Origin of the sequence: Enterobacter cloacae (assembly GCF_011078175.1) — a bacterium.
Lineage (GTDB): Bacteria > Pseudomonadota > Gammaproteobacteria > Enterobacterales > Enterobacteriaceae > Enterobacter > Enterobacter cloacae_Q.
Genome location: NZ_JAALCJ010000002.1, coordinates 66,685 through 85,179, shown reverse-complemented (window position 1 = coordinate 85,179; position 18,495 = coordinate 66,685). Strand labels below are relative to the sequence as shown.

The 18,495-nt window shown below is 54.9% G+C and carries 19 protein-coding genes and 1 pseudogene; 11 read left to right on the top strand and 9 right to left on the bottom strand.

Translation table 11 applies throughout. The features are described from left to right. Window positions 1-36: 36 nt before the first annotated feature. The gene (locus G6Q29_RS04610) at window positions 37-849 is read right to left on the bottom strand and encodes a Cof-type HAD-IIB family hydrolase (RefSeq protein WP_165464714.1); all 813 of its coding nucleotides are present in this window, start codon (window positions 847-849) and stop codon (window positions 37-39) included. Continuing rightward, the gene (locus G6Q29_RS04605; protein ID WP_165464713.1) at window positions 839-2,053 is read right to left on the bottom strand and encodes an MFS transporter; all 1,215 of its coding nucleotides are present in this window, start codon (window positions 2,051-2,053) and stop codon (window positions 839-841) included. The genes G6Q29_RS04610 and G6Q29_RS04605 overlap by 11 nt, the downstream gene beginning before the upstream one ends. An 82-nt stretch (window positions 2,054-2,135) precedes the next feature. Here G6Q29_RS04605 and G6Q29_RS04600 point away from each other — a divergent pair, with 82 nt between their 5' ends. Then, complete coding sequence (locus tag G6Q29_RS04600) at window positions 2,136-2,687, top strand: TetR/AcrR family transcriptional regulator (RefSeq protein ID WP_165464712.1); 552 nt, start codon at window positions 2,136-2,138, stop codon at window positions 2,685-2,687. Between the two features lie 22 nt (window positions 2,688-2,709). On the opposite strand, the pseudogene arsC reads toward G6Q29_RS04600, so the two are convergent. From arsC to G6Q29_RS04575, 5 genes and pseudogenes are all read right to left on the bottom strand, one after another. Then, window positions 2,710-3,141, bottom strand: a pseudogene (gene arsC / locus G6Q29_RS04595) (glutaredoxin-dependent arsenate reductase). 12 nt (window positions 3,142-3,153) lie between these two features. Further along, window positions 3,154-4,443, bottom strand: a complete 1,290-nt coding sequence (locus G6Q29_RS04590) for an arsenic transporter (RefSeq protein WP_165464711.1) — start codon at window positions 4,441-4,443, stop codon at window positions 3,154-3,156. A gap of 40 nt (window positions 4,444-4,483) precedes the next feature. Further along, complete coding sequence (locus tag G6Q29_RS04585; RefSeq protein WP_165464710.1) at window positions 4,484-4,804, bottom strand: metalloregulator ArsR/SmtB family transcription factor; 321 nt, start codon at window positions 4,802-4,804, stop codon at window positions 4,484-4,486. 191 nt (window positions 4,805-4,995) lie between these two features. After that, entirely contained in the window at window positions 4,996-5,508 is a 513-nt protein-coding gene (locus tag G6Q29_RS04580) for an Hcp family type VI secretion system effector (protein WP_165464709.1), read from the bottom strand. Window positions 5,509-5,729: 221 nt separating this feature from the next. Further along, window positions 5,730-6,437 (bottom strand): hypothetical protein, encoded by a 708-nt coding sequence (locus G6Q29_RS04575; RefSeq protein WP_023305769.1) that lies wholly within the window; start codon window positions 6,435-6,437, stop codon window positions 5,730-5,732. Window positions 6,438-7,285: 848 nt separating this feature from the next. Here G6Q29_RS04575 and G6Q29_RS04570 point away from each other — a divergent pair. Then, complete coding sequence (locus tag G6Q29_RS04570; protein WP_165464655.1) at window positions 7,286-7,930, top strand: hypothetical protein; 645 nt, start codon at window positions 7,286-7,288, stop codon at window positions 7,928-7,930. A gap of 428 nt (window positions 7,931-8,358) precedes the next feature. Here G6Q29_RS04570 and G6Q29_RS04565 read toward each other — a convergent pair whose 3' ends face one another. After that, window positions 8,359-10,044 carry an aspartate:alanine antiporter gene (locus G6Q29_RS04565; protein ID WP_165464708.1) on the bottom strand — a complete coding sequence of 562 codons (1,686 nt, stop codon included), beginning with the start codon at window positions 10,042-10,044 and terminating at the stop codon, window positions 8,359-8,361. 274 nt (window positions 10,045-10,318) lie between these two features. Between G6Q29_RS04565 and G6Q29_RS04560 the strand changes: the two genes are divergently transcribed. After that, window positions 10,319-10,693, top strand: a complete 375-nt coding sequence (locus G6Q29_RS04560) for an inner membrane protein YbjM (RefSeq protein ID WP_165464707.1) — start codon at window positions 10,319-10,321, stop codon at window positions 10,691-10,693. 30 nt (window positions 10,694-10,723) lie between these two features. Here the strand turns inward: G6Q29_RS04560 and G6Q29_RS04555 are convergent, their stop codons facing one another. Next, on the bottom strand, window positions 10,724-10,993 hold the full coding sequence (locus G6Q29_RS04555) for a GrxA family glutaredoxin (RefSeq protein WP_006809455.1): 270 nt from the start codon (window positions 10,991-10,993) through the stop codon (window positions 10,724-10,726). Window positions 10,994-11,178: 185 nt separating this feature from the next. On the opposite strand from G6Q29_RS04555, the gene nfsA reads away from it, so the two are divergent. The 8 genes from nfsA (at window position 11,179) to G6Q29_RS04515 (ending at window position 18,492) form a co-directional block, all read left to right on the top strand. Continuing rightward, window positions 11,179-11,901, top strand: coding sequence for a nitroreductase NfsA (gene nfsA / locus G6Q29_RS04550; protein WP_165464706.1), 723 nt, complete (start codon window positions 11,179-11,181; stop codon window positions 11,899-11,901). Window positions 11,902-11,965: 64 nt separating this feature from the next. Beyond that, window positions 11,966-12,868, top strand: a complete 903-nt coding sequence (gene rimK, locus G6Q29_RS04545) for a 30S ribosomal protein S6--L-glutamate ligase (protein ID WP_017384877.1) — start codon at window positions 11,966-11,968, stop codon at window positions 12,866-12,868. A gap of 63 nt (window positions 12,869-12,931) precedes the next feature. Continuing rightward, window positions 12,932-13,408 carry a YbjN domain-containing protein gene (locus tag G6Q29_RS04540; RefSeq protein WP_165464705.1) on the top strand — a complete coding sequence of 159 codons (477 nt, stop codon included), beginning with the start codon at window positions 12,932-12,934 and terminating at the stop codon, window positions 13,406-13,408. Window positions 13,409-13,757: 349 nt separating this feature from the next. Further along, window positions 13,758-14,870: a spermidine/putrescine ABC transporter substrate-binding protein PotF gene (gene potF, locus G6Q29_RS04535; RefSeq protein ID WP_148388089.1), complete on the top strand. Its 1,113-nt coding sequence runs from the start codon at window positions 13,758-13,760 to the stop codon at window positions 14,868-14,870. Window positions 14,871-15,013: 143 nt separating this feature from the next. Further along, window positions 15,014-16,147, top strand: coding sequence for a putrescine ABC transporter ATP-binding subunit PotG (potG, locus tag G6Q29_RS04530; RefSeq protein WP_165464704.1), 1,134 nt, complete (start codon window positions 15,014-15,016; stop codon window positions 16,145-16,147). Between the two features lie 9 nt (window positions 16,148-16,156). Further along, window positions 16,157-17,110: a putrescine ABC transporter permease PotH gene (gene potH, locus G6Q29_RS04525; RefSeq protein WP_165464703.1), complete on the top strand. Its 954-nt coding sequence runs from the start codon at window positions 16,157-16,159 to the stop codon at window positions 17,108-17,110. Next, on the top strand, window positions 17,107-17,952 hold the full coding sequence (potI, locus tag G6Q29_RS04520; protein ID WP_003858378.1) for a putrescine ABC transporter permease PotI: 846 nt from the start codon (window positions 17,107-17,109) through the stop codon (window positions 17,950-17,952). Before potH ends, potI begins: the two co-directional genes overlap by 4 nt. Before the next feature lie 42 nt (window positions 17,953-17,994). Next, window positions 17,995-18,492 carry a YbjO family protein gene (locus G6Q29_RS04515; RefSeq protein WP_165465073.1) on the top strand — a complete coding sequence of 166 codons (498 nt, stop codon included), beginning with the start codon at window positions 17,995-17,997 and terminating at the stop codon, window positions 18,490-18,492. The last annotated feature ends 3 nt before the right edge of the window (window positions 18,493-18,495 follow it).

Sequence of the window (18,495 nt, the reverse complement as noted above, 5' to 3'; positions counted from 1 at the left end):
GAGAGGGTTAGGGTGAGGGCACCAGATCGCACGGAATCAATTAAACGGCGCCCTCCCATCCAGCACCCTATCAATCACGTCCAGCACCCCTTCGTCATTATTGTTCGGCGCTTCATAGCGGGCCACCGCTTTAATGTGCGGTCTGGCATTGGCCATCGCGAAGCCATACCCGGCCTGTCGCAGCATCTCCACGTCGTTACCGCTGTCGCCAAAGGCCACCACCTCGCTGTCCTCAATGCCCCAGCGCGCTTGCAGGATCCGCAGGCCGTTAGCTTTGTGTACGCCGGGGATTATCAGGTCGATACTGCCGTGTCCCGTGGTTACCGGCACCATGATGTCGCCAAGCTTCTCATGCAGCAGCGCCTGAATGCGCGGAATTTCGTCGTCAGAGACGTTGAGCCCGAATTTGAAGAAAATATCGTTGAGGTTGTCAAAGCTGCTGACGCTTTCAAGGCGGTGATAGTATTGTGCAGCAATTTCTTTAAAGAGGTCGTTATACGTTTTCAGCGTGTAGGCGCTGTTTTTTCCGCAGGCAATTATCTCAATGCCGGGCACGTCGTTTAACAGGGTGGCGACGGTCATGAAGTGCTCTTTCGACAGCTCGCCGTTAAACACATCTTCGCCGGCATCCACTACCCAACCGCCGTTTTCGGCCACGAACGCGATTTCATGGGCGATCTCGGGGAAGAATGAGATCAGCTGGTAGTACTGGTTTCCACTGGCGACCACAAAACGGATGCCTTGCGCTTTCATGCGCGCGTACTGCGCCAGAAAACGCGCGCGGTTATAGGTTTTCGCATCGCTCAGGAAGGAGCCATCCATGTCGACTGCAATCAGTTTAACGCTCATATCCCTTCTCCATTGACGTTGTTTCTGCTTCCGGTTTTGCCACCGCTCGCGCCACCAGGGCGGCAATAATGACTAACCCTAATACCACCAGCATCGCGCTGCGTAACCCGTAGTGCTCACCGAGGAATCCAAGCAGCGGCGGGCCCACCAGGAAAGCGAGGTAGCCGGTGGTCGCCACGACGCTGACGCGCGTCGGCGCATCAGGGCCGGTATCGCTGGCAGCGGAAATGGTCAGCGGGAAGCCAAGGGAGGCGCCCAGTCCCCACAGGATCACCGACACGCCGGCAATCCAGTCCACATCCACAAAGATAATCATCGCGATGCCCAGCGCGCCCAGCAGGGCGCTGGCACGGACGACCGCCACACGGCTGTAGCGGTCTATAAACCAGCCGCCGGTGAAACGCCCGACGGTCATGCCGAGCGTAAACCCGGCGTAAATCAGCGAGCCGGAGGTGGGGCTAAAACCGTGCCCGTCCACCATCAGTAACGGTAGCCAGTCGTTGGCCGAGCCTTCAGCAAACGCCATCGCCAGCACCACCACGCCAATCAGCATCAGCTGGAAATCGCGATAGAAGGGCAACCCTTTTGCCGCAGACGCCTGTTCGTCCGAGGCATTTTGTCCCGTACCGGCGGGAATAGCCCGGATGCCGGTGAGGATCGGGATAATGCAGACCAGCGCCGCCAGTAAAATGTGCACGTGGGCCGCAATGCCCAGCCCCGTAAGCGCCATCCCCACGCCCGCGCCCGCCAGCGTGCCGAGGCTGTAAAAGCCATGCATCATCGGCAGCACCGTTTTGTTCATCGCCTGTTCGACGGCGGCCCCCTCGACGTTAATGGCCACTTCTGCCGCGCCAAAGCTGCCGCCAAAGACCATCAGCCCCAGGGCAAACATCAGCGGCGAGGCGAACCACAGCGCCACGCTCAGACCGAGCATACCTGCCACTGCGCAGCACATGGTGGTGCGAATCACCGCGCGCGTGCCAAAGCGCTTCACCAGCCAGGCCGAGCAGAGGATGCCGCTCATCGAGCCAATCGACAGGCCAAACAGCACGATCCCCATCTCCGCCGTCGAGACGGAGAGCGTATCGCGGATTGCCGGGGTGCGCGTCGCCCAGGAAGCCATCAGCAGCCCGGGGATGAAGAAGAACATAAACAGCGCCCACATCCGCAGATGCAGGGCTTTGCGAGGAGAAGTTAGGGTCATTGGGGTCTGCACCAGAAGTACAACAATAGCGACAACACTAGCAACTTTGTGTACATTTGTACATAAACCGGGTGAGGATTTTATGAGCAGACCACCGAACGACCCTAACCGCCGCGAAAAGATACTCCGGGCTACGCTGGACACCATTGCTGAGTACGGTATTCATGCCGTCACGCACCGCAAGATTGCCACCTGCGCAGGCGTGCCGCTGGGGTCGATGACCTACTATTTCGACGGGATGGAGCCGCTTCTGGAGGAGGCATTCATGTGGTTTACGCAGCAGATGTCTCAGCAGTACCGGGATTTCTTCGCGGGGGTTAACGGACGGGCGAGGGCGTGCGAGGCCATTACCTCGCTGATCCACAGTTCTGCCGTGACCACGCCACACAATATGGCGCTGATGTATCAGCTGTATGCCTTTATGCACCGCCGCGCCGCGCTGAAAACGGTCATGCAGGACTGGATGAAGATGAGCCAGACTACGCTGGAGCAGTGGTTTGACCCGGCTACCGCCCGCGCGCTGGATGCGTTTATCGAGGGGATGACGCTGCATTTTGTGACCGATCGGGCGCCGTTAACCCGGGAGGCGATCCGGGTGATGGTGGGGCGGATTGCAGGCGAGGATACCGCCTGATAGCTCCTCGCCCCGGTTACGCCTACTGTCGGGAGATTTTTTTCCCGCAGGCGTCAATGACGACTTCGCCATCTTCCTTCGTAAATGCCCCTTTTTGCGCGTCCGGAAGGATGTCAAGAACGACTTCAGAAGGGCGGCACAGACGGGTGCCCAGCGGCGTCACCACAATCGGACGGTTAATCAGGATGGGGTATTGCAGCATGAAATCGATAAGCTAGTCATCGGTGAAATCTCCCCCGGCAAGGCCCAGTTGCTCATAGGGCTCGACGTTTTTGCGCAGCAGATCGCACACGGGAATCCCCATGTCTGCAATCAGCCTGGTGAGTTCATCGCGCGACGGCGGGTTTTCCAGATAGAGTATAATCTCTGGTTCCGTACCGCTGTTGCGGATCATCTCCAGCGTATTGCGCGACGTGCCGCAGGCCGGGTTGTGGTAGATGGTGATATGGCTCATATGCGTTACTCGTTACAGTGTGAAGGAGAGACGTAGCGCCAGCGCGGCGAGCGTCACAAAGAGAACCGGCAGCGTCATTATGATGCCCGTCCTGAAATAGTAGCCCCAGGTTATAGTCATGTTTTTCTGTGCCAGCACATGAAGCCAGAGCAGGGTAGCCAGACTCCCGATGGGGGTGATTTTCGGCCCCAAATCGCAGCCAATCACGTTAGCGTAAATCATCGCCTCTTTAATCAACCCTGTTGCAGCACTACCCTCAATGGAGAGCGCGCCAATCAGCACCGTTGGCATATTGTTCATTATGGATGACAGGAAGGCGGTGATAAATCCGGTTCCCAGCGTGGTAACCCAGAGTCCGTATCCGGCTAAGTGATCAAGAACGCCTGAAAGAGACTCCGTCAGCCCGGCGTTGCGCAGGCCATACACCACCAGATACATCCCCAGCGAGAAGATAACGATCTGCCACGGTGCGCCGCGCAGCACTTTTCCGGTGTTAATGGCGTGCCCGCGTTTTGCAACGGCAAACAAAATCAGCGCGCCAGCTGTTGCGATAGCGCTGACCGGGATACCCAGAGGTTCAAGCACAAAGAAACCGACGAGCAGTAGCAGCAGCACGATCCAGCCCGTTCTGAACGTTGGCAGGTCGTGAATGGCCAAAGCAGGCTCACGGAGTTTTGCCAGGTCATATTCCGGGGGAATTTCTTTTCGGAAGAACAGATGCAGCATCACCAGCGTCGCGGCAATTGCGGCGATATCAACCGGGATCATCACCGAGGCATATTCGCTAAAGCCCAGCTTAAAGAAATCCGCCGACACAATGTTGACCAGGTTGGAGACAATCAGCGGCAGGCTGGCGGTATCGGCGATAAATCCCGCTGCCATCACGAACGCCAGCGTAGCCTGCTTGCTGAACCCCAGCGCCAGCAGCATAGCGATGACGATAGGGGTGAGGATCAGCGCCGCGCCGTCATTGGCAAACAGCGCCGCCACGGCTGCGCCCAGCAGCACGATCCAGGTAAACAGCAATCGCCCGCGACCGTTCCCCCAGCGAGCAACGTGCAGCGCGGCCCACTCGAAAAAGCCGGACTCATCCAGCAGCAGGCTGATAATGATGACGGCGATGAACGTTGCCGTCGCATTCCAGACGATATTCCATACCACAGGGATATCGTTAATGTGGATCACGCCGCTCATCAGCGCCAGCACGGCGCCAATGGTGGCGCTCCAGCCGATACTGAGCCCTTTGGGCTGCCAGATAACCAGTACCAGCGTAAACAGAAAAATAGCCCCTGCCAGAAACATCTTTTACTCCGTTATATCTGTTATTGTGAATATGTATTGGTCAACACGAGCCCGGAAGTCGGTTTTTCAGCTTCATACGCGTCTCTTCCCGCAGGCAGTTCCAGCTGGTGTCGATAACGGCTGCCGCCCATGCAGGCATGTTGAGAGAGAGACGGTAATAAACCCATTTACCCTCGCGACGGTCAAAGACCAGCCCGGCCTCGCGCAGTAAGGCCATGTGGCGGGAGACCTTCGGCTGCGGCTCGTGGGTAGCGGCGCAGAGATCGCAGACGCACAGCTCGCCCGCTTCACGCAGAAGCATGACGATGGCGAGCCGCGTTTCGTCGGAAAGGGTTTTGAAGAGCTGGAGCGGGTGGAGCATTCTGTCATCCTGAATGTTTTGTGTCATATGCATTAAATCATATGTGATTGTAGTAAAGGAGAGAAGAAGGAGATAGCAGGAAGGATAAAAAAGCGACTGGAGGACTCGCTAAGGTCAAAATAGTCTTTATGGCTTGTCCGGACTACTCCTGATAGTCATGGGAAAGAAACCGCCCCAGGGGGACGGTTTCTTTATATCTGCTCACTTTCAACGCTCTTCTGTGCCCAGGCGCAGCAGCGATCGTTCCAGGTGTCACGGTAAATGATATTCCCCTCCGTGTACTTCCATGAGATTGCTTCGTAACGCAATTCGAGCGTTTCAAGATGGGTGCTGCTCATCCCGTTAGGGGTCATGAAGGGTGCCACTGTCGTGAACTTAACGTTTTCCATCACGATATTGAAATATTCGGCCTCGATCCCGGACTCCAGAATGCGGTACATCTTAATGATCCCCTTCTTCATAACTCTCCCTTCGCACACGGCGCGGTAAAGAAGCGGGGTAGTCTGATCAAATTCTTTAACTATCGTAATAGGGCGATGGACGCGCGTGCCGGTGAGTTTACCCCAGCTTGGATCAACCGGAATGGTTACACCGTGGGAGAACGATTTTAGCTCTATGGAACCAAGACGCGTGGGCATCATGCAGCTACCGATAATCGGCGAACCGTTCTCGTCTTCTAGCCATAGGTGTGCGGGTGTAGACATGTAATTTCCTTATTAGTAAGCGTAACGCATTGATGTTCCTCAATGCCATATCCAGTAAGCCAGTCCCAGTGTTACCAGGTAAAACAGGAGGATGAATCCCTGGCTAACCTCAGGGAAGTAAACGTCAAGGACATAGCCAAAAATGAACGTGAGGATGATCGGGACATAGGTCCAGAAGAAAAACTGAGCCTGAGATTTGAACCAGCGTCTTAAAAAGCCCATCAGTGTCTACCCATTAGCTTCAGGATCGTGTCAGCAGCATCATAAGGGCTTTGACTGTCAGTCCATTGCTGGGTTAGCACGCCCGCGCGCATAAAAGCAGGCTCCACCAGGAAATACATCATCTCCAGTTCTCGCAGGTATAACGCTTGATAGTAGGCGGGATGCATCACTTGCAGGCGATGAGCGCTGTCAGCAGCTTTTTGCACAACCCCGTATATCCCCAGCCCTCCAATAGCCGCGCCCGTTAATCCTGAAACGACCTTTAACCCTGAAGGTGGAAGGGTCACATAGAGGCAAACAGTCGATGCGACGCCTGCAGAGAATGAATACGAGGTTAGCGTGCTGGTGGATATATAAACGTTAGCGCGCATTAATGCATGCTGTATCGCTGATAATTCTGCCGGGGAATAATCCTTAACCAGCTCCTCTACGTACGTGTTGATTAGGTCAAAGACGATGTTCCAGCGAGAAACGAGATGGAATATGCCCTTTCGGAATCGAGCGTCCTCCAGGTTTTGTCGGGTGCATACATCGTAATATTCATCAGTAAAGCAGGAGGTGTAGTACAGCAGGCGTTGGGCACCGGCACCTATATTATTCAGGTGGCTCTTTACCTCTTCACCTACATCACGTACCGCCCGGTCCAGCTTCATTGCCAGTATCTTTTGGCTCTGAAGCTGGCGGATGATCTCTTCAGAATGGTACATGCTTACTGACCTCGCACTTCAGCTCAATTGAGCGATTTTTTGCTGCATCCCCGAAGACCGGCATTGCTATTACTGAACTTGAAAACTGCATTCCTGTCCCCTCCATAGTGTTTCTATCCGCTCCAGCGTATATCTGTAACTAATATGGAAGTTCAAAGCAGAGCATGTTTATGAAAAGCAGGGTATTTTTAGGATAATGACTTGATGTTTTTTAACCAATATGCGATTTATCGGCGAGCTTTTAGTGCGAATAGATAAGTTCAACATTGAGTGACTCGTTCCAAAATCCAACAGAAATATCATCACATACAGACTTTGCCACGCGCAACTAGTAGCGCTCTGGCGTGTTCCAGCCTTTCAGGCAGTTAGCGCCACCCTTAAAGCAGATCGAGCCCCCAGCAGGGCGCTGGCGCGTCACAGCATGGCCAAAAAATCTTTCGCAGACCAAAATCGCACTACACCGCACCCACCTGCGGTTTTTGGATCATAAAAATTTTTCAGTTTTTTTTTCTACAAACCAGACCGCCAGACCACGCCAGTGCTGGCGGCTTTGCGGAAAACCGGAACTGAAAAGCTAGAAAAGAATTTCAGTGTTTTTCACTTTTATGGATCTGTGGAGGAACTAAGGAAATTCGTAACCAACAGATAAATAAGAGAAAAAATAAATTTATGTGAGATTTGAAGGATCGTTTTGGTTTCTTGTCTTAACGGCGCAATCGGGCGACAGGGCAGAGCTGGCGCGGTAAAGGGGGAAACTAAGGATTTCTGGAAAACTGAAAAATTACGTCTGGAAGCGCCCGTGAGCTTTGGTTATTCTTTGTTCGGGTTCAGAACAATACGGATGAGATATGGATGCTAAACAGGTCGCATTAGGGATACTCGATGGGATCTCCTCCATACCAAACACAGCTTACATGGGTGTTGTAAGAAGCTGGGAGGGAAGCGGGCTTGCCGGGGATAGCGCTAAGCAAAGAAATCAGGCTGAGACGGAGCGTTTTTTTTATATGCTCAAGAGCCTGGGTAACGCTGAGTCACCACTACGCAGATTGATAACTATCGTTTTCACGTCGTTCTATCAGAAACTCAATGATGATGGTAAAGAGGCCGTAAACAATAAATTGGGTTACGGAGCCGGGAGCGCTGGTGGGCGAACAGCAGGGCAAATAGCTCTGGCACAGACAACCGCAAGTCTGATGTTGAACCGTCTGGCCATTGATCAGGCGTACAAGCATTTTATTCGGTTCAGCGCTTCAGCAGCGTTAAACGTTGTGATGTTTCAGGGAATCATTGAAGAATCAGCCAGAGCGTCAAGACGGATGAAAGCCAAATATCCCTCTACATACGCCAGGGTGTCAAAAGAGAATCTGGATATGGTCTATTTTCTCGTTGAACAGCAGTTAGAGCCTTACCTGGTGTTCATTGAAGGACACCCTATTGTTTGCAAAGGAATACAGAATGAAATTTGTAAAATCGTTAATGTCCCACGCAATTGAGGGAACCATCACCTTTCTGGCTGTGATTTTTGCTATGGGGTCATTCTTCTGGTTTGAAAGTACATGGATGAAATTCGCCGGGTGTTTTGGAGCGCTGATAGTTGGCTATGTACTTTCATACGGAGCCGCAAAAGTTAGAGGCGGGTGAGCTGTAAAGCTCGGTTTTGTGGAATCAAACCTGACATGCAAAAAATCTGTCGCCATAATGTCGCCAATGACCAAACGTAATGCATGTAAAATTTTGAATTTAAAAGGTTATTTCTTCAGGCAACAAAAAACCCATCAACCTTGAACCAAAACGGCGGGGTTGATGGGCTCCACAAATTGGGGACATCAAAGAAAAGCAGTGGCACTAGTTATGACTGCACCCTGCGTAAAAAGTTCTGCGCGTAACGAAAATTTTTTTCAGCCACACGCAAACTTGAGATTTATCCGAGTCCTGGCCAGATAATGACGATCAGCGTACCCGCCAGCGTCAGCAGCACGTTGGCGATTGCGTACGTGCCTGCATAGCCCAGCGCCGGGATATTGCTGCGCGCGGTGTCGCTGATGATCTCCATCGCCGGTGCGCAGGTGCGCGCGCCCATCATCGCGCCGAAGAGCAGGGCGCGGTTCATGCGCAGCACGTAGGCGCCGAACAGGAAGCAGATCACCACCGGTACCAGGCTGACGATAAGTCCGGAAACCAACATTTGCCAGCCGACCGCGCCCAGGCCGTTGCCAATGCCGCTCCCGGCGCTTAAGCCGACACCCGCCATAAAGACCATCAGACCGAACTCTTTCACCATGTTCAGCGCCCCCTGAGGGATATAGCCGAAGGTGGGATGGTTCGCTCGCAGGAAGCCCAGCATGATCCCGGCGAACAGCAGACCGGCAGCGTTACCAATGCCGAAGCTAAAGTTGCTGAACTGGAAGGTGATCATCCCGATCATCAGGCCGACAATGAAGAAGGCGCAGAAGGCTAACAGGTCCGTCACCTGGCTGTGGATCGAGATAAAGCCGATACGGTCGGCAACGGTTTTAACACGTCGGGCATCGCCGCTGACCTGCAACACATCGCCTTTATTGAGCACCACGTTATCGTCGATAGGCATTTCAATCTGGCTGCGGATCACGCGGTTGAGGAAACAACCGTGGTCGGTCAGCTTCAGCTGTGCCAGACGGCGGCCCACGGCGTTGTGGTTTTTCACCACAATCTCTTCGGTGACGATACGCATGTCCAGCAGGTCGCGGTCAAACACCTCTTTCCCGTTGCGGAAGCTCGGATCGAGACGCGCGTGGGCGTCCGGGTAGCCAACAAGGGCGATGTCATCGCCCATCTGGAGCACCGCGTCCCCGTCCGGGTTCGCCAGAATGCCGTTACGACGGATACGTTCGATGTAGCAGCCGGTCTGACGGTAGATCCCCAGCTCGCGCAGGTTTTTCCCGTCGGTCCAGGCAACCAGCTCCGGCCCGACGCGGTAGGCGCGGATCACCGGCAGGTAAACTTTACGTTTGGAGTCCGTGTCCAGGCCGCGCTCGCGGGCGATGGTCTGGGCGCTGGTCTGGAGATCCTGATGCTGAAGTTTTGGCAGATAGCGCGCGCCAACAATCAGGCTCACCAGACCAATCAGATAGGTCAGGGCATAGCCCAGGCTCAGGTTATCCAGCGCGGAGGAAAGCGGCGTGCCTGCCATGCCAGAATGACGAAGCGTATCCCCCGCGCCAACAAGCACCGGCGTGGAGGTCATTGAGCCTGCCAGCATACCGGCCGTTAAGCCGATGTCCCAGCCAAACAGTTTGCCCAGCCCTAACGCAATCAGCAGGGCGCTGCCGACCATGACCAGCGCCAGCATCAGGTAATTTTTGCCGTCCCGGAAGAAAATGGAAAAAAAGTTCGGACCGGCTTCCACGCCAACGCAAAAAATAAACAGCATGAAACCTAAGTTAAGCGCGTCCGTGTTAATACTGAAATGTTGTTGACCTAATAACAGGGAGACGACTAAAACGCCAATGGAATTACCAAGTTGAACTGAACCCAGGCGTAATTTACCCAGACAAAGGCCCAGCGCCAGTACCACAAATAATAACAGGATGTAATTCCCATTTAACAAGTCTGCGACGTTTATATTCACGGAGGCTAACTTCTTGTTTACCAGTAAGTTGTTGAATGAAAGGACTATTTGGGCTACTGTTTTCAGAGTCAGGGAATCACTTCGCATCTCCCTGCTTCCTGATAAATACCCTAAACACTAGCAGTCGGTTAGTTTAATCGTAATAGCTACCGACAGCCACCTATTATCGCACGACTTCTGTGCGTGCTTTGGCAAGGATTGCCGCATTGCTTTATCTGACTGGGCGTCCACCGGACGATTTTTGTATTTGATAGAGATAAGTCAGGAGGATAGTTTGAACTTTAAACGAAACTGGGCTGGCGTAATCAGCTGTTTTTTGCTGTTTACGGTCGTTTGCATGTCGCTCGCTTTTAACGTGAAGGGCGCCTTCAGAGCGTCCGGACATCCCGAGCTGGGTTTGCTGTTTTTCATCCTGCCGGGGGCAGTGGCCAGTTTTCTCTCGCGCAAAGGTGAGGTGGTGATGCCGCTTATTGGGGCCATGCTTGCGGCTCCCCTCTGCTTACTCCTGATGCGCCTGCTGTTCATCTCGTCGAGAAGCGTCTGGCAGGAAGTGGCGTGGCTGTTGAGCGGCGTTTTCTGGTGTGCGCTGGGGGCGTTGTGTTTCTTATTTACGCGCAGCCTGCTGCAACAGCGGAAGCACCGTAAATAAAGGCGCCCTCAGGGTGAGGGCGTCTTTGCATTACTGAGCCGCAAACAGGCCCAGGTGTTCTTTGGCGTAGGCTTCAAAATCGGTGCAGCCGCCGATGTGTTTCTGGTCCAGGAAGATCTGCGGCACGGTTTCAACCGGTTTACCCACGGTTTTTTCCAGATCGGCTTTAGTGATGCCTTCCGCGTGAATATCCACATAACGGAAGTTAAAATCATCACGTTCTTCAGTCAGCTTCTCAGCCAGCTCTTTCGCGCGCACACAGTAAGGGCATCCTGGACGACCAAAAATTACTGCAAACATTTCTCTCTCCTCAAAAAACAAGCCTGACGGCGAATAATCCCTATAGTGCACGATAACCTGCCGTCATGGAAAGAAGGTTTCACCTGTCACTTTGATACAGTCAGGCTATGTTTCGCCAATTACATCATGTGGATCATTGCCTATACTGGCTGCCATACGTTTTATGCAACACAAAGAGAGACAACATGACGCCAACCATTGACCTGCTTCGTTCCCACCGCTCCATTCGTCATTTCACCGATGAGCCAATTACCCAGGCGCAGCGGGAGGCGATCGTTGACAGCGCAAGAGGCACCTCCAGCTCCAGCTTTTTGCAGTGCAGCTCCATTATCCGCATTACCGATCCGGCGATGCGTGAGCAGCTGGTAACGCTGACGGGCGGACAAAAGCACGTTGCCCAGGCGGCTGAGTTCTGGGTGTTCTGCGCCGATTTTAACCGTCACCTGCAAATCTGCCCCGAGGCCGAGCTGGGGCTGGCGGAACAGCTGCTGCTGGGCGTGGTGGATACGGCACTGATGGCGCAAAACGCGCTCACGGCGGCGGAATCGCTGGGGCTTGGCGGCGTTTATATCGGCGGGCTGCGTAACAACATCGAAAGCGTAACGGAACTGCTGAAGCTGCCGAAACACGTGCTGCCGCTGTTTGGCCTGTGCCTCGGCTGGCCGGCGGATAACCCGGATCTGAAGCCGCGCATTCCTGCTGCGATGCTGGTGCATGAAAACCACTACCAGCCGGTCGACCAGGACGTTCTGCATCAATACGATGAAGAGCTGGCGAACTACTATCTGACGCGCGACAGCAACAACCGCCGCGACACCTGGAGCGACCATATTCGTCGCACCATCATTAAGGAGAACCGTCCGTTCATTCTTGAATATCTGCACAAACAGGGCTGGGCAACGCGTTAGTCCATTCCTCCTGCGCCTCGTGTATGATAGGCAGGTTTTTCCCATGTCTTTAGAGAGGTGCAGGGTGAAAATTGCCATATTGTCCCGGGATGGAACGCTCTATTCATGTAAACGCCTGCGAGAAGCGGCGGCGAAACGCGGACATCAGGTTGAGATCCTCGATCCGATGTCCTGCTATATGAACATCGACCCTGCGGCGTCGTCGATTCATTATAAAGGCCGCAAGCTCCCGCATTTTGATGCGGTCATTCCCCGCATTGGCTCCCAGATCACCTATTACGGCACGGCCGCGCTGCGCCAGTTTGAAATGCTGGGAAGCTATCCGCTCAACGAGTCCGTGGCGATCTCCCGCGCCCGCGATAAGCTGCGCTCGCTGCAACTGCTGGCGCGCCAGGGGATCGACCTGCCCGTCACCGGAATTGCCCACTCGCCCGACGACACCAGCGATTTGATCGACATGGTAGGCGGTGCGCCGCTGGTCATTAAGCTGGTGGAAGGCACGCAGGGTATCGGAGTGGTACTGGCGGAGACGCGTCAGGCTGCTGAAAGCGTGATTGACGCATTTCGCGGTCTGAATGCCCATATTCTGGTGCAGGAGTATATTAAAGAGGCCAACGGGTGCGACATCCGCTGCTTTGTGGTGGGCGATGAGGTGGTGGCCGCCATCGAACGGCAGGCGAAAGAGGGCGACTTCCGCTCTAACCTGCACCGCGGCGGTATCGCCCGGGTAGCCCTTATCAGCGAACGCGAGCGCGAGATTGCGGTGAAAGCGGCGCAGACGCTGGGCCTGGACGTGGCGGGGGTCGATCTGCTGCGTGCCGGGCGCGGGCCGCTGGTGATGGAAGTCAACGCCTCGCCGGGGCTGGAAGGGGTGGAAAAAACCACAGGCGTCGATATTGCCGGTAAAATGATCGCATGGATTGAACGCCATGCGACGCCGGGATTTTGCCTGAAAACGGGCGGTTAAATGGATCCGCGCGTACTTTTTGCGTAATCTGGACAACGTTTTTATTTAAGAGGCTGCACAGCGATGGATTTACAGGTCGTCCCTACACTGGATACGTTACGTCAATGGCTTGATGATGCCGGTATCACTTTCTTCGAATGCGACTCCTGCCAGGCGCTGCATCTGCCTCATATGCAAAATTTCGATGGCATTTTCGATGCCAAAATCGATCTGATTAACGACGTGATCCTGTTCTCGGCGCTGGCTGAAGTAAAACCTTCTGCGCTGCTGGCGCTGGCGTCCGATCTGTCAGCGATCAACGCCAGTTCTTTGACGGTGAAAGCGTTTCTCGACATACAGGATGATAATCTGCCGAAGCTGGTGGTTTGCCAGTCTTTATTCTCCGGCGCGGGGCTCTCCTTCAAGCAGTTCGCCTGGTTTATGCGCCTGAGCGAAGAGCAAATTTCCATGGTAATGATGGAAGCCAACGCGCATCACCTGCTGTATAGCGCGGAAGACGATGCGGAGAATAATGATGCATCTCCCCATTTTCTCCACTAAGCCTGTCTGACTTTTGCGCAGTCGCTGCCAGAGCGGCTGCATAACACCGTTTTTTCTGCTGCTTTTAACCTTTCTTTAAAGAGTTTTTCACCTCCTCTCCGGCCGTTTCGGCTTATCACGTAGACATAATCTGCATAAAAAATTGATAAAAGGCGTTTTTTCGTCTGGGCTATAGCCGGAGACACGGGCTACAGTTATTCTTGCGGTGCTTAAAAAAGCGAGCGGAGCCTGCCGGGAAGAGGGGGTATTTTATTTCGGGCAGATCGACAAACTATGCATGATTATTGCATATCTTCAGGCTGCACAGTTTTGGTTCGTTTGTTAACGGACTTTCAGAAGGAATAACACTATGATCGCCTTGAATAAAAAATGGTTATCGGGTCTGGTTGCGGGTGCGCTGATGGCCGTCTCTGCCGGCACGCTCGCTGCGGAACAAAAAACACTCCACGTCTATAACTGGTCGGACTATATTGCGCCGGACACCGTCGCCAGTTTTGAAAAAGAGACCGGCATTAAGGTTGTCTACGACGTATTTGATTCCAACGAAGTGCTGGAAGGAAAGCTGATGGCGGGCAGCACCGGTTTTGACCTGGTCGTGCCTTCCGCAAGCTTCCTGGAGCGTCAGCTGACCGCCGGCGTCTTCCAGCCGCTGGACAAGAGCAAGTTACCGAACTGGAAAAATCTTGACCCGGAAGTGCTGAAGCTGGTGGCGAAGCACGATCCGGAGAATAAATACGCGATGCCTTACCTGTGGGCGACCACCGGTATTGGCTATAACGTGGATAAAGTCAAAGCGGCGCTGGGCCCGGACGTCAAGCTGGACAGCTGGGACGTGGTGCTGAAGCCGGAAAACCTCGAGAAGCTCAAAAGCTGCGGCGTCTCTTTCCTCGATGCACCGGAAGAGATTTTCGCCACCGTGCTTAACTACCTCGGCAAAGATCCAAACAGCAGCAAGGCCGACGACTACACCGGCCCGGCGACCGACCTGCTATTGAAGCTGCGTCCGAATATTCGCTACTTCCACTCCTCTCAGTACATCAATGACCTGGCTAACGGGGATATCTGCGTGGCCATCGGCTGGGCGGGCGACGTCTGGCAGGCGGCAAACCGTGCGAAAGAGGCAAAAAACGGCGTGAATGTTTCCTACTTCATTCCGAAGGAGGGGGCGCTGGCGTTCTTCGACGTCTTCGCGATGCCGGCTGATGCGAAAAACAAAGAGGAAGCGTATCAGTTCCTCAACTACCTGATGCGTCCGGACGTGATTGCCCACATCAGCGACCATGTCTACTACGCCAACGGTAACAAGGCCTCCGTGCCGCTGGTGAGCGAAGAGATCCGCAATAATCCGGCAATCTATCCGCCAGCCGATGTGTTTGCCAAGCTCTTCACCCTGAAAGTGCAGGAACCAAAAATTGACCGTGTGCGTACCCGCGCGTGGACGAAGGTGAAAAGCGGTAAGTAACGGCGTTTGATATCGTTGCCCGGTGGCGCTGTCGCTTACCGGGCCGACAAATCCCGTAGGCCGGGCAAGCGTTCGCGCTGCCCGGCGATGCGCACCCTGACGGTGCGTTTGCACCAGTGTTGATCTATGCCGGAGAGTACCCCGTGAATGACGCGATCCCCCGCCCGCAGGCGAAAGTCCGTAAAGCGCTGACCCCGCTTCTTGAAATTCGTAACCTTACCAAATCCTTCGACGGCCAGCATGCCGTGGACGACGTCAGCCTGACGATCTATAAAGGTGAAATTTTCGCCCTGCTCGGCGCATCCGGCTGCGGTAAATCGACCCTGCTGCGCATGCTGGCCGGGTTTGAGCAGCCCACCGCCGGGCAAATCGTGCTGGATGGCGTTGACCTCTCCAGCGTGCCGCCGTACCAGCGGCCCATTAATATGATGTTCCAGTCCTATGCTCTGTTCCCACACATGACCGTCGAGCAGAACATCGCCTTTGGTCTCAAGCAGGACAAGCTGCCGAAAGCCGAAATCGCCGCGCGCGTGGCGGAGATGCTGGGCCTGGTGCATATGCAGGAGTTTGCGAAGCGTAAGCCGCATCAGCTTTCCGGCGGCCAGCGTCAGCGCGTGGCGCTGGCAAGAAGTCTGGCCAAGCGTCCAAAATTATTACTGCTCGACGAGCCGATGGGCGCACTGGACAAAAAGCTGCGCGACCGGATGCAGCTGGAAGTGGTGGATATCCTTGAGCGCGTGGGGGTGACCTGCGTAATGGTGACCCATGACCAGGAAGAGGCGATGACCATGGCCGGACGCATTGCGATCATGAATCGCGGTAAGTTCGTGCAGATTGGCGAGCCGGAAGAGATTTACGAACACCCGACAACCCGCTACAGCGCGGAGTTCATCGGCTCGGTGAACGTCTTCGAAGGGCTGCTGAAGGAACGCCAGGACGACGGGCTGGTGATTGAATCGCCGGGGCTGGTGCACCCGCTGAAGGTTGACTCTGATAACTCCGTGGTGGACAACGTGCCGGTTTACGTTGCCCTGCGCCCGGAAAAAATCATGCTTTGCGATGAGCCGCCCGCCGATGGCTATAACTTTGCCGTGGGCGAAGTGGTACACATTGCCTATCTCGGCGATCTGTCGATTTACCATGTGCGCCTGAAAAGTGGGCAGATGCTCAGCGCCCAGTTGCAGAACGAACATCGGTATCGCAAGGGACAGCCAACCTGGGGCGACGAAGTAAGCCTCTGCTGGGATGCGGACAGTTGCGTAGTCCTGACGGTATAAGGAGCGGTCATGAGTACACTTGAACCTCCAGCCCGCGTCAAAAAACCGGGCGGCTTCGCGCTCTGGCTGGCGCGCATGCAGATGGCGCATGGCCGCAAGCTGGTCATCGCCATGCCCTATATCTGGCTGATCCTGCTATTTCTGCTGCCGTTCCTGATCGTCTTTAAGATCAGCCTGGCGGAGATGGCGCGGGCGATCCCACCGTATACCGATCTGTGGGAGTGGGCCGATGGCCAGCTGACGCTGACCTTAAATCTCGGTAACTTTCTGCAACTGACCGACGATCCGCTCTATTTCGAAGCCTATTTGCAGTCACTACAGGTTGCGGCTATTTCAACGATCTGCTGTTTGTTGATGGGCTACCCGCTGGCGTGGGCGGTGGCGCACAGCAAGCCGTCGACGCGAAATATTTTACTGCTGTTGGTCATTCTACCGTCGTGGACGTCGTTCCTGATCCGCGTGTACGCGTGGATGGGGATCCTGAAAAACAACGGCATACTGAATAACTTCCTGCTGTGGCTTGGGGTGATCGACCAGCCGCTAACCATCCTTCACACTAACCTTGCGGTGTATATCGGGATTGTCTATGCCTATCTGCCGTTTATGGTACTGCCGATCTATACGGCGCTGACGCGGATCGATTACTCGCTGGTGGAAGCTTCGCTGGATCTCGGCGCGCGTCCGCTGAAGACTTTCTTCAGCGTCATAGTGCCGCTCACCAAAGGCGGGATCATTGCCGGGTCGATGCTGGTGTTTATTCCGGCGGTCGGGGAGTTTGTGATCCCGGAACTGCTCGGCGGCCCGGACAGTATCATGATTGGCCGCGTGCTGTGGCAGGAGTTCTTCAATAACCGCGACTGGCCTGTGGCCTCGGCGGTGGCGATCGTCATGTTACTCCTGCTGATCGTGCCGATCATGTGGTTCCACAAACATCAGCAAAAACAGATGGGAGAGCATGGATGAACAACTTACCGGTAGTCCGCTCCCCGTGGCGAATTGCGATCCTCATTATTGGCTTTACCTTCCTGTATGCGCCAATGCTGATGCTGGTGATCTACTCGTTCAACAGCTCTAAGCTGGTGACCGTCTGGGCGGGCTGGTCGACGCGCTGGTACAGCGAGCTGTTCCACGATGATGCGATGATGAGTGCGGTGGGCTTGAGCCTGACCATTGCGGCGCTGGCGGCGACGATGGCCTGCGTGCTGGGCACGATTGCCGCGCTGGTGATGGTGCGCTTTGGCCGTTTCCGCGGCGCGAATGGATTCGCGTTTATGATCACCGCCCCGCTGGTCATGCCGGACGTGATCACCGGCCTGTCGCTGCTGCTGCTGTTTGTCGCGCTGGCGCACGCCATCGGCTGGCCGGCGGATCGCGGGATGCTCACCATCTGGCTGGCGCACGTGACCTTTTGTACCGCGTACGTGGCGGTGGTGATCTCCTCGCGGCTGCGCGAGCTGGATCGCTCCATTGAAGAGGCGGCGATGGATCTCGGCGCAACGCCGCTGAAGGTCTTTTTCATCATCACGCTGCCGATGATTATGCCGGCGGTGATATCCGGCTGGCTGCTGGCGTTCACGCTCTCGCTCGACGATCTGGTCATCGCTAGCTTTGTGTCGGGGCCGGGCGCCACTACGCTGCCGATGCTGGTCTTCTCCAGCGTGCGGATGGGGGTGAATCCGGAGATCAACGCCCTGGCGTCCATTATTCTTGGCGTGGTCGGAATTGTCGGATTTATCGCCTGGTATTTGATGGCGCGCGCGGAAAAACAGCGTGTGCGCGATATCCAGCGTGCAAGACGCGGCTGAAGGAATTACTATTTCCAGTGATGTGCCGCGTATGACGCGGCACTGTTTTTCAGGGAAGTAAAAACAGTGGGATTCTTACAAAAAACACGTCATTCGCACGCTCGTCCGAACGTCCCAGCGTTGGTGCAGGTGGCGGCGCTCGCCATTATTATGATCCGCTGCCTGGATGTGCTGATGATAATGAACACGCTGGGGCCGCGTGGTATGGGGGAATTTATTCACCGCAGCGCGCAAACGTGGAATCTGACGCTGGTGTTTCTCAGTAGCCTGATGCTGGTGTTTATTGAGATCTACTGCGCGTTCTCGCTGGTGAAAGGGCGTAACTGGGCGCGATGGGTGTATCTGCTGACGCAAATCACCGCCGCCAGCTATTTGTGGGCCGCCTCGCTGGGCTATGGCTATCCGGAGCTGTTCAGCATACCCGGTGAGTCACGACGTGAGATTTTCCATTCACTGGTTATGCAAAAACTGCCGGATGTGCTGGTCCTGTTCCTGCTATTTGCACCCGCCTCGAGCCGGCGGTTCTTCCGTCTGCAATAATGT

Coding starts and splice junctions, on each gene's coding strand:
- G6Q29_RS04610 (WP_165464714.1), bottom strand. CDS start 849: ATGAGCGTTAAACTGATTGCAGTCGACATGGATGGCTCCTTCCTGAGC.
- G6Q29_RS04605 (WP_165464713.1), bottom strand. CDS start 2,053: ATGACCCTAACTTCTCCTCGCAAAGCCCTGCATCTGCGGATGTGGGCG.
- G6Q29_RS04600 (WP_165464712.1), top strand. CDS start 2,136: ATGAGCAGACCACCGAACGACCCTAACCGCCGCGAAAAGATACTCCGG.
- G6Q29_RS04590 (WP_165464711.1), bottom strand. CDS start 4,443: ATGTTTCTGGCAGGGGCTATTTTTCTGTTTACGCTGGTACTGGTTATC.
- G6Q29_RS04585 (WP_165464710.1), bottom strand. CDS start 4,804: ATGCTCCACCCGCTCCAGCTCTTCAAAACCCTTTCCGACGAAACGCGG.
- G6Q29_RS04580 (WP_165464709.1), bottom strand. CDS start 5,508: ATGTCTACACCCGCACACCTATGGCTAGAAGACGAGAACGGTTCGCCG.
- G6Q29_RS04575 (WP_023305769.1), bottom strand. CDS start 6,437: ATGTACCATTCTGAAGAGATCATCCGCCAGCTTCAGAGCCAAAAGATA.
- G6Q29_RS04570 (WP_165464655.1), top strand. CDS start 7,286: ATGGATGCTAAACAGGTCGCATTAGGGATACTCGATGGGATCTCCTCC.
- G6Q29_RS04555 (WP_006809455.1), bottom strand. CDS start 10,993: ATGTTTGCAGTAATTTTTGGTCGTCCAGGATGCCCTTACTGTGTGCGC.
- nfsA (WP_165464706.1), top strand. CDS start 11,179: ATGACGCCAACCATTGACCTGCTTCGTTCCCACCGCTCCATTCGTCAT.
- G6Q29_RS04540 (WP_165464705.1), top strand. CDS start 12,932: ATGGATTTACAGGTCGTCCCTACACTGGATACGTTACGTCAATGGCTT.
- potF (WP_148388089.1), top strand. CDS start 13,758: ATGATCGCCTTGAATAAAAAATGGTTATCGGGTCTGGTTGCGGGTGCG.
- potH (WP_165464703.1), top strand. CDS start 16,157: ATGAGTACACTTGAACCTCCAGCCCGCGTCAAAAAACCGGGCGGCTTC.
- potI (WP_003858378.1), top strand. CDS start 17,107: ATGAACAACTTACCGGTAGTCCGCTCCCCGTGGCGAATTGCGATCCTC.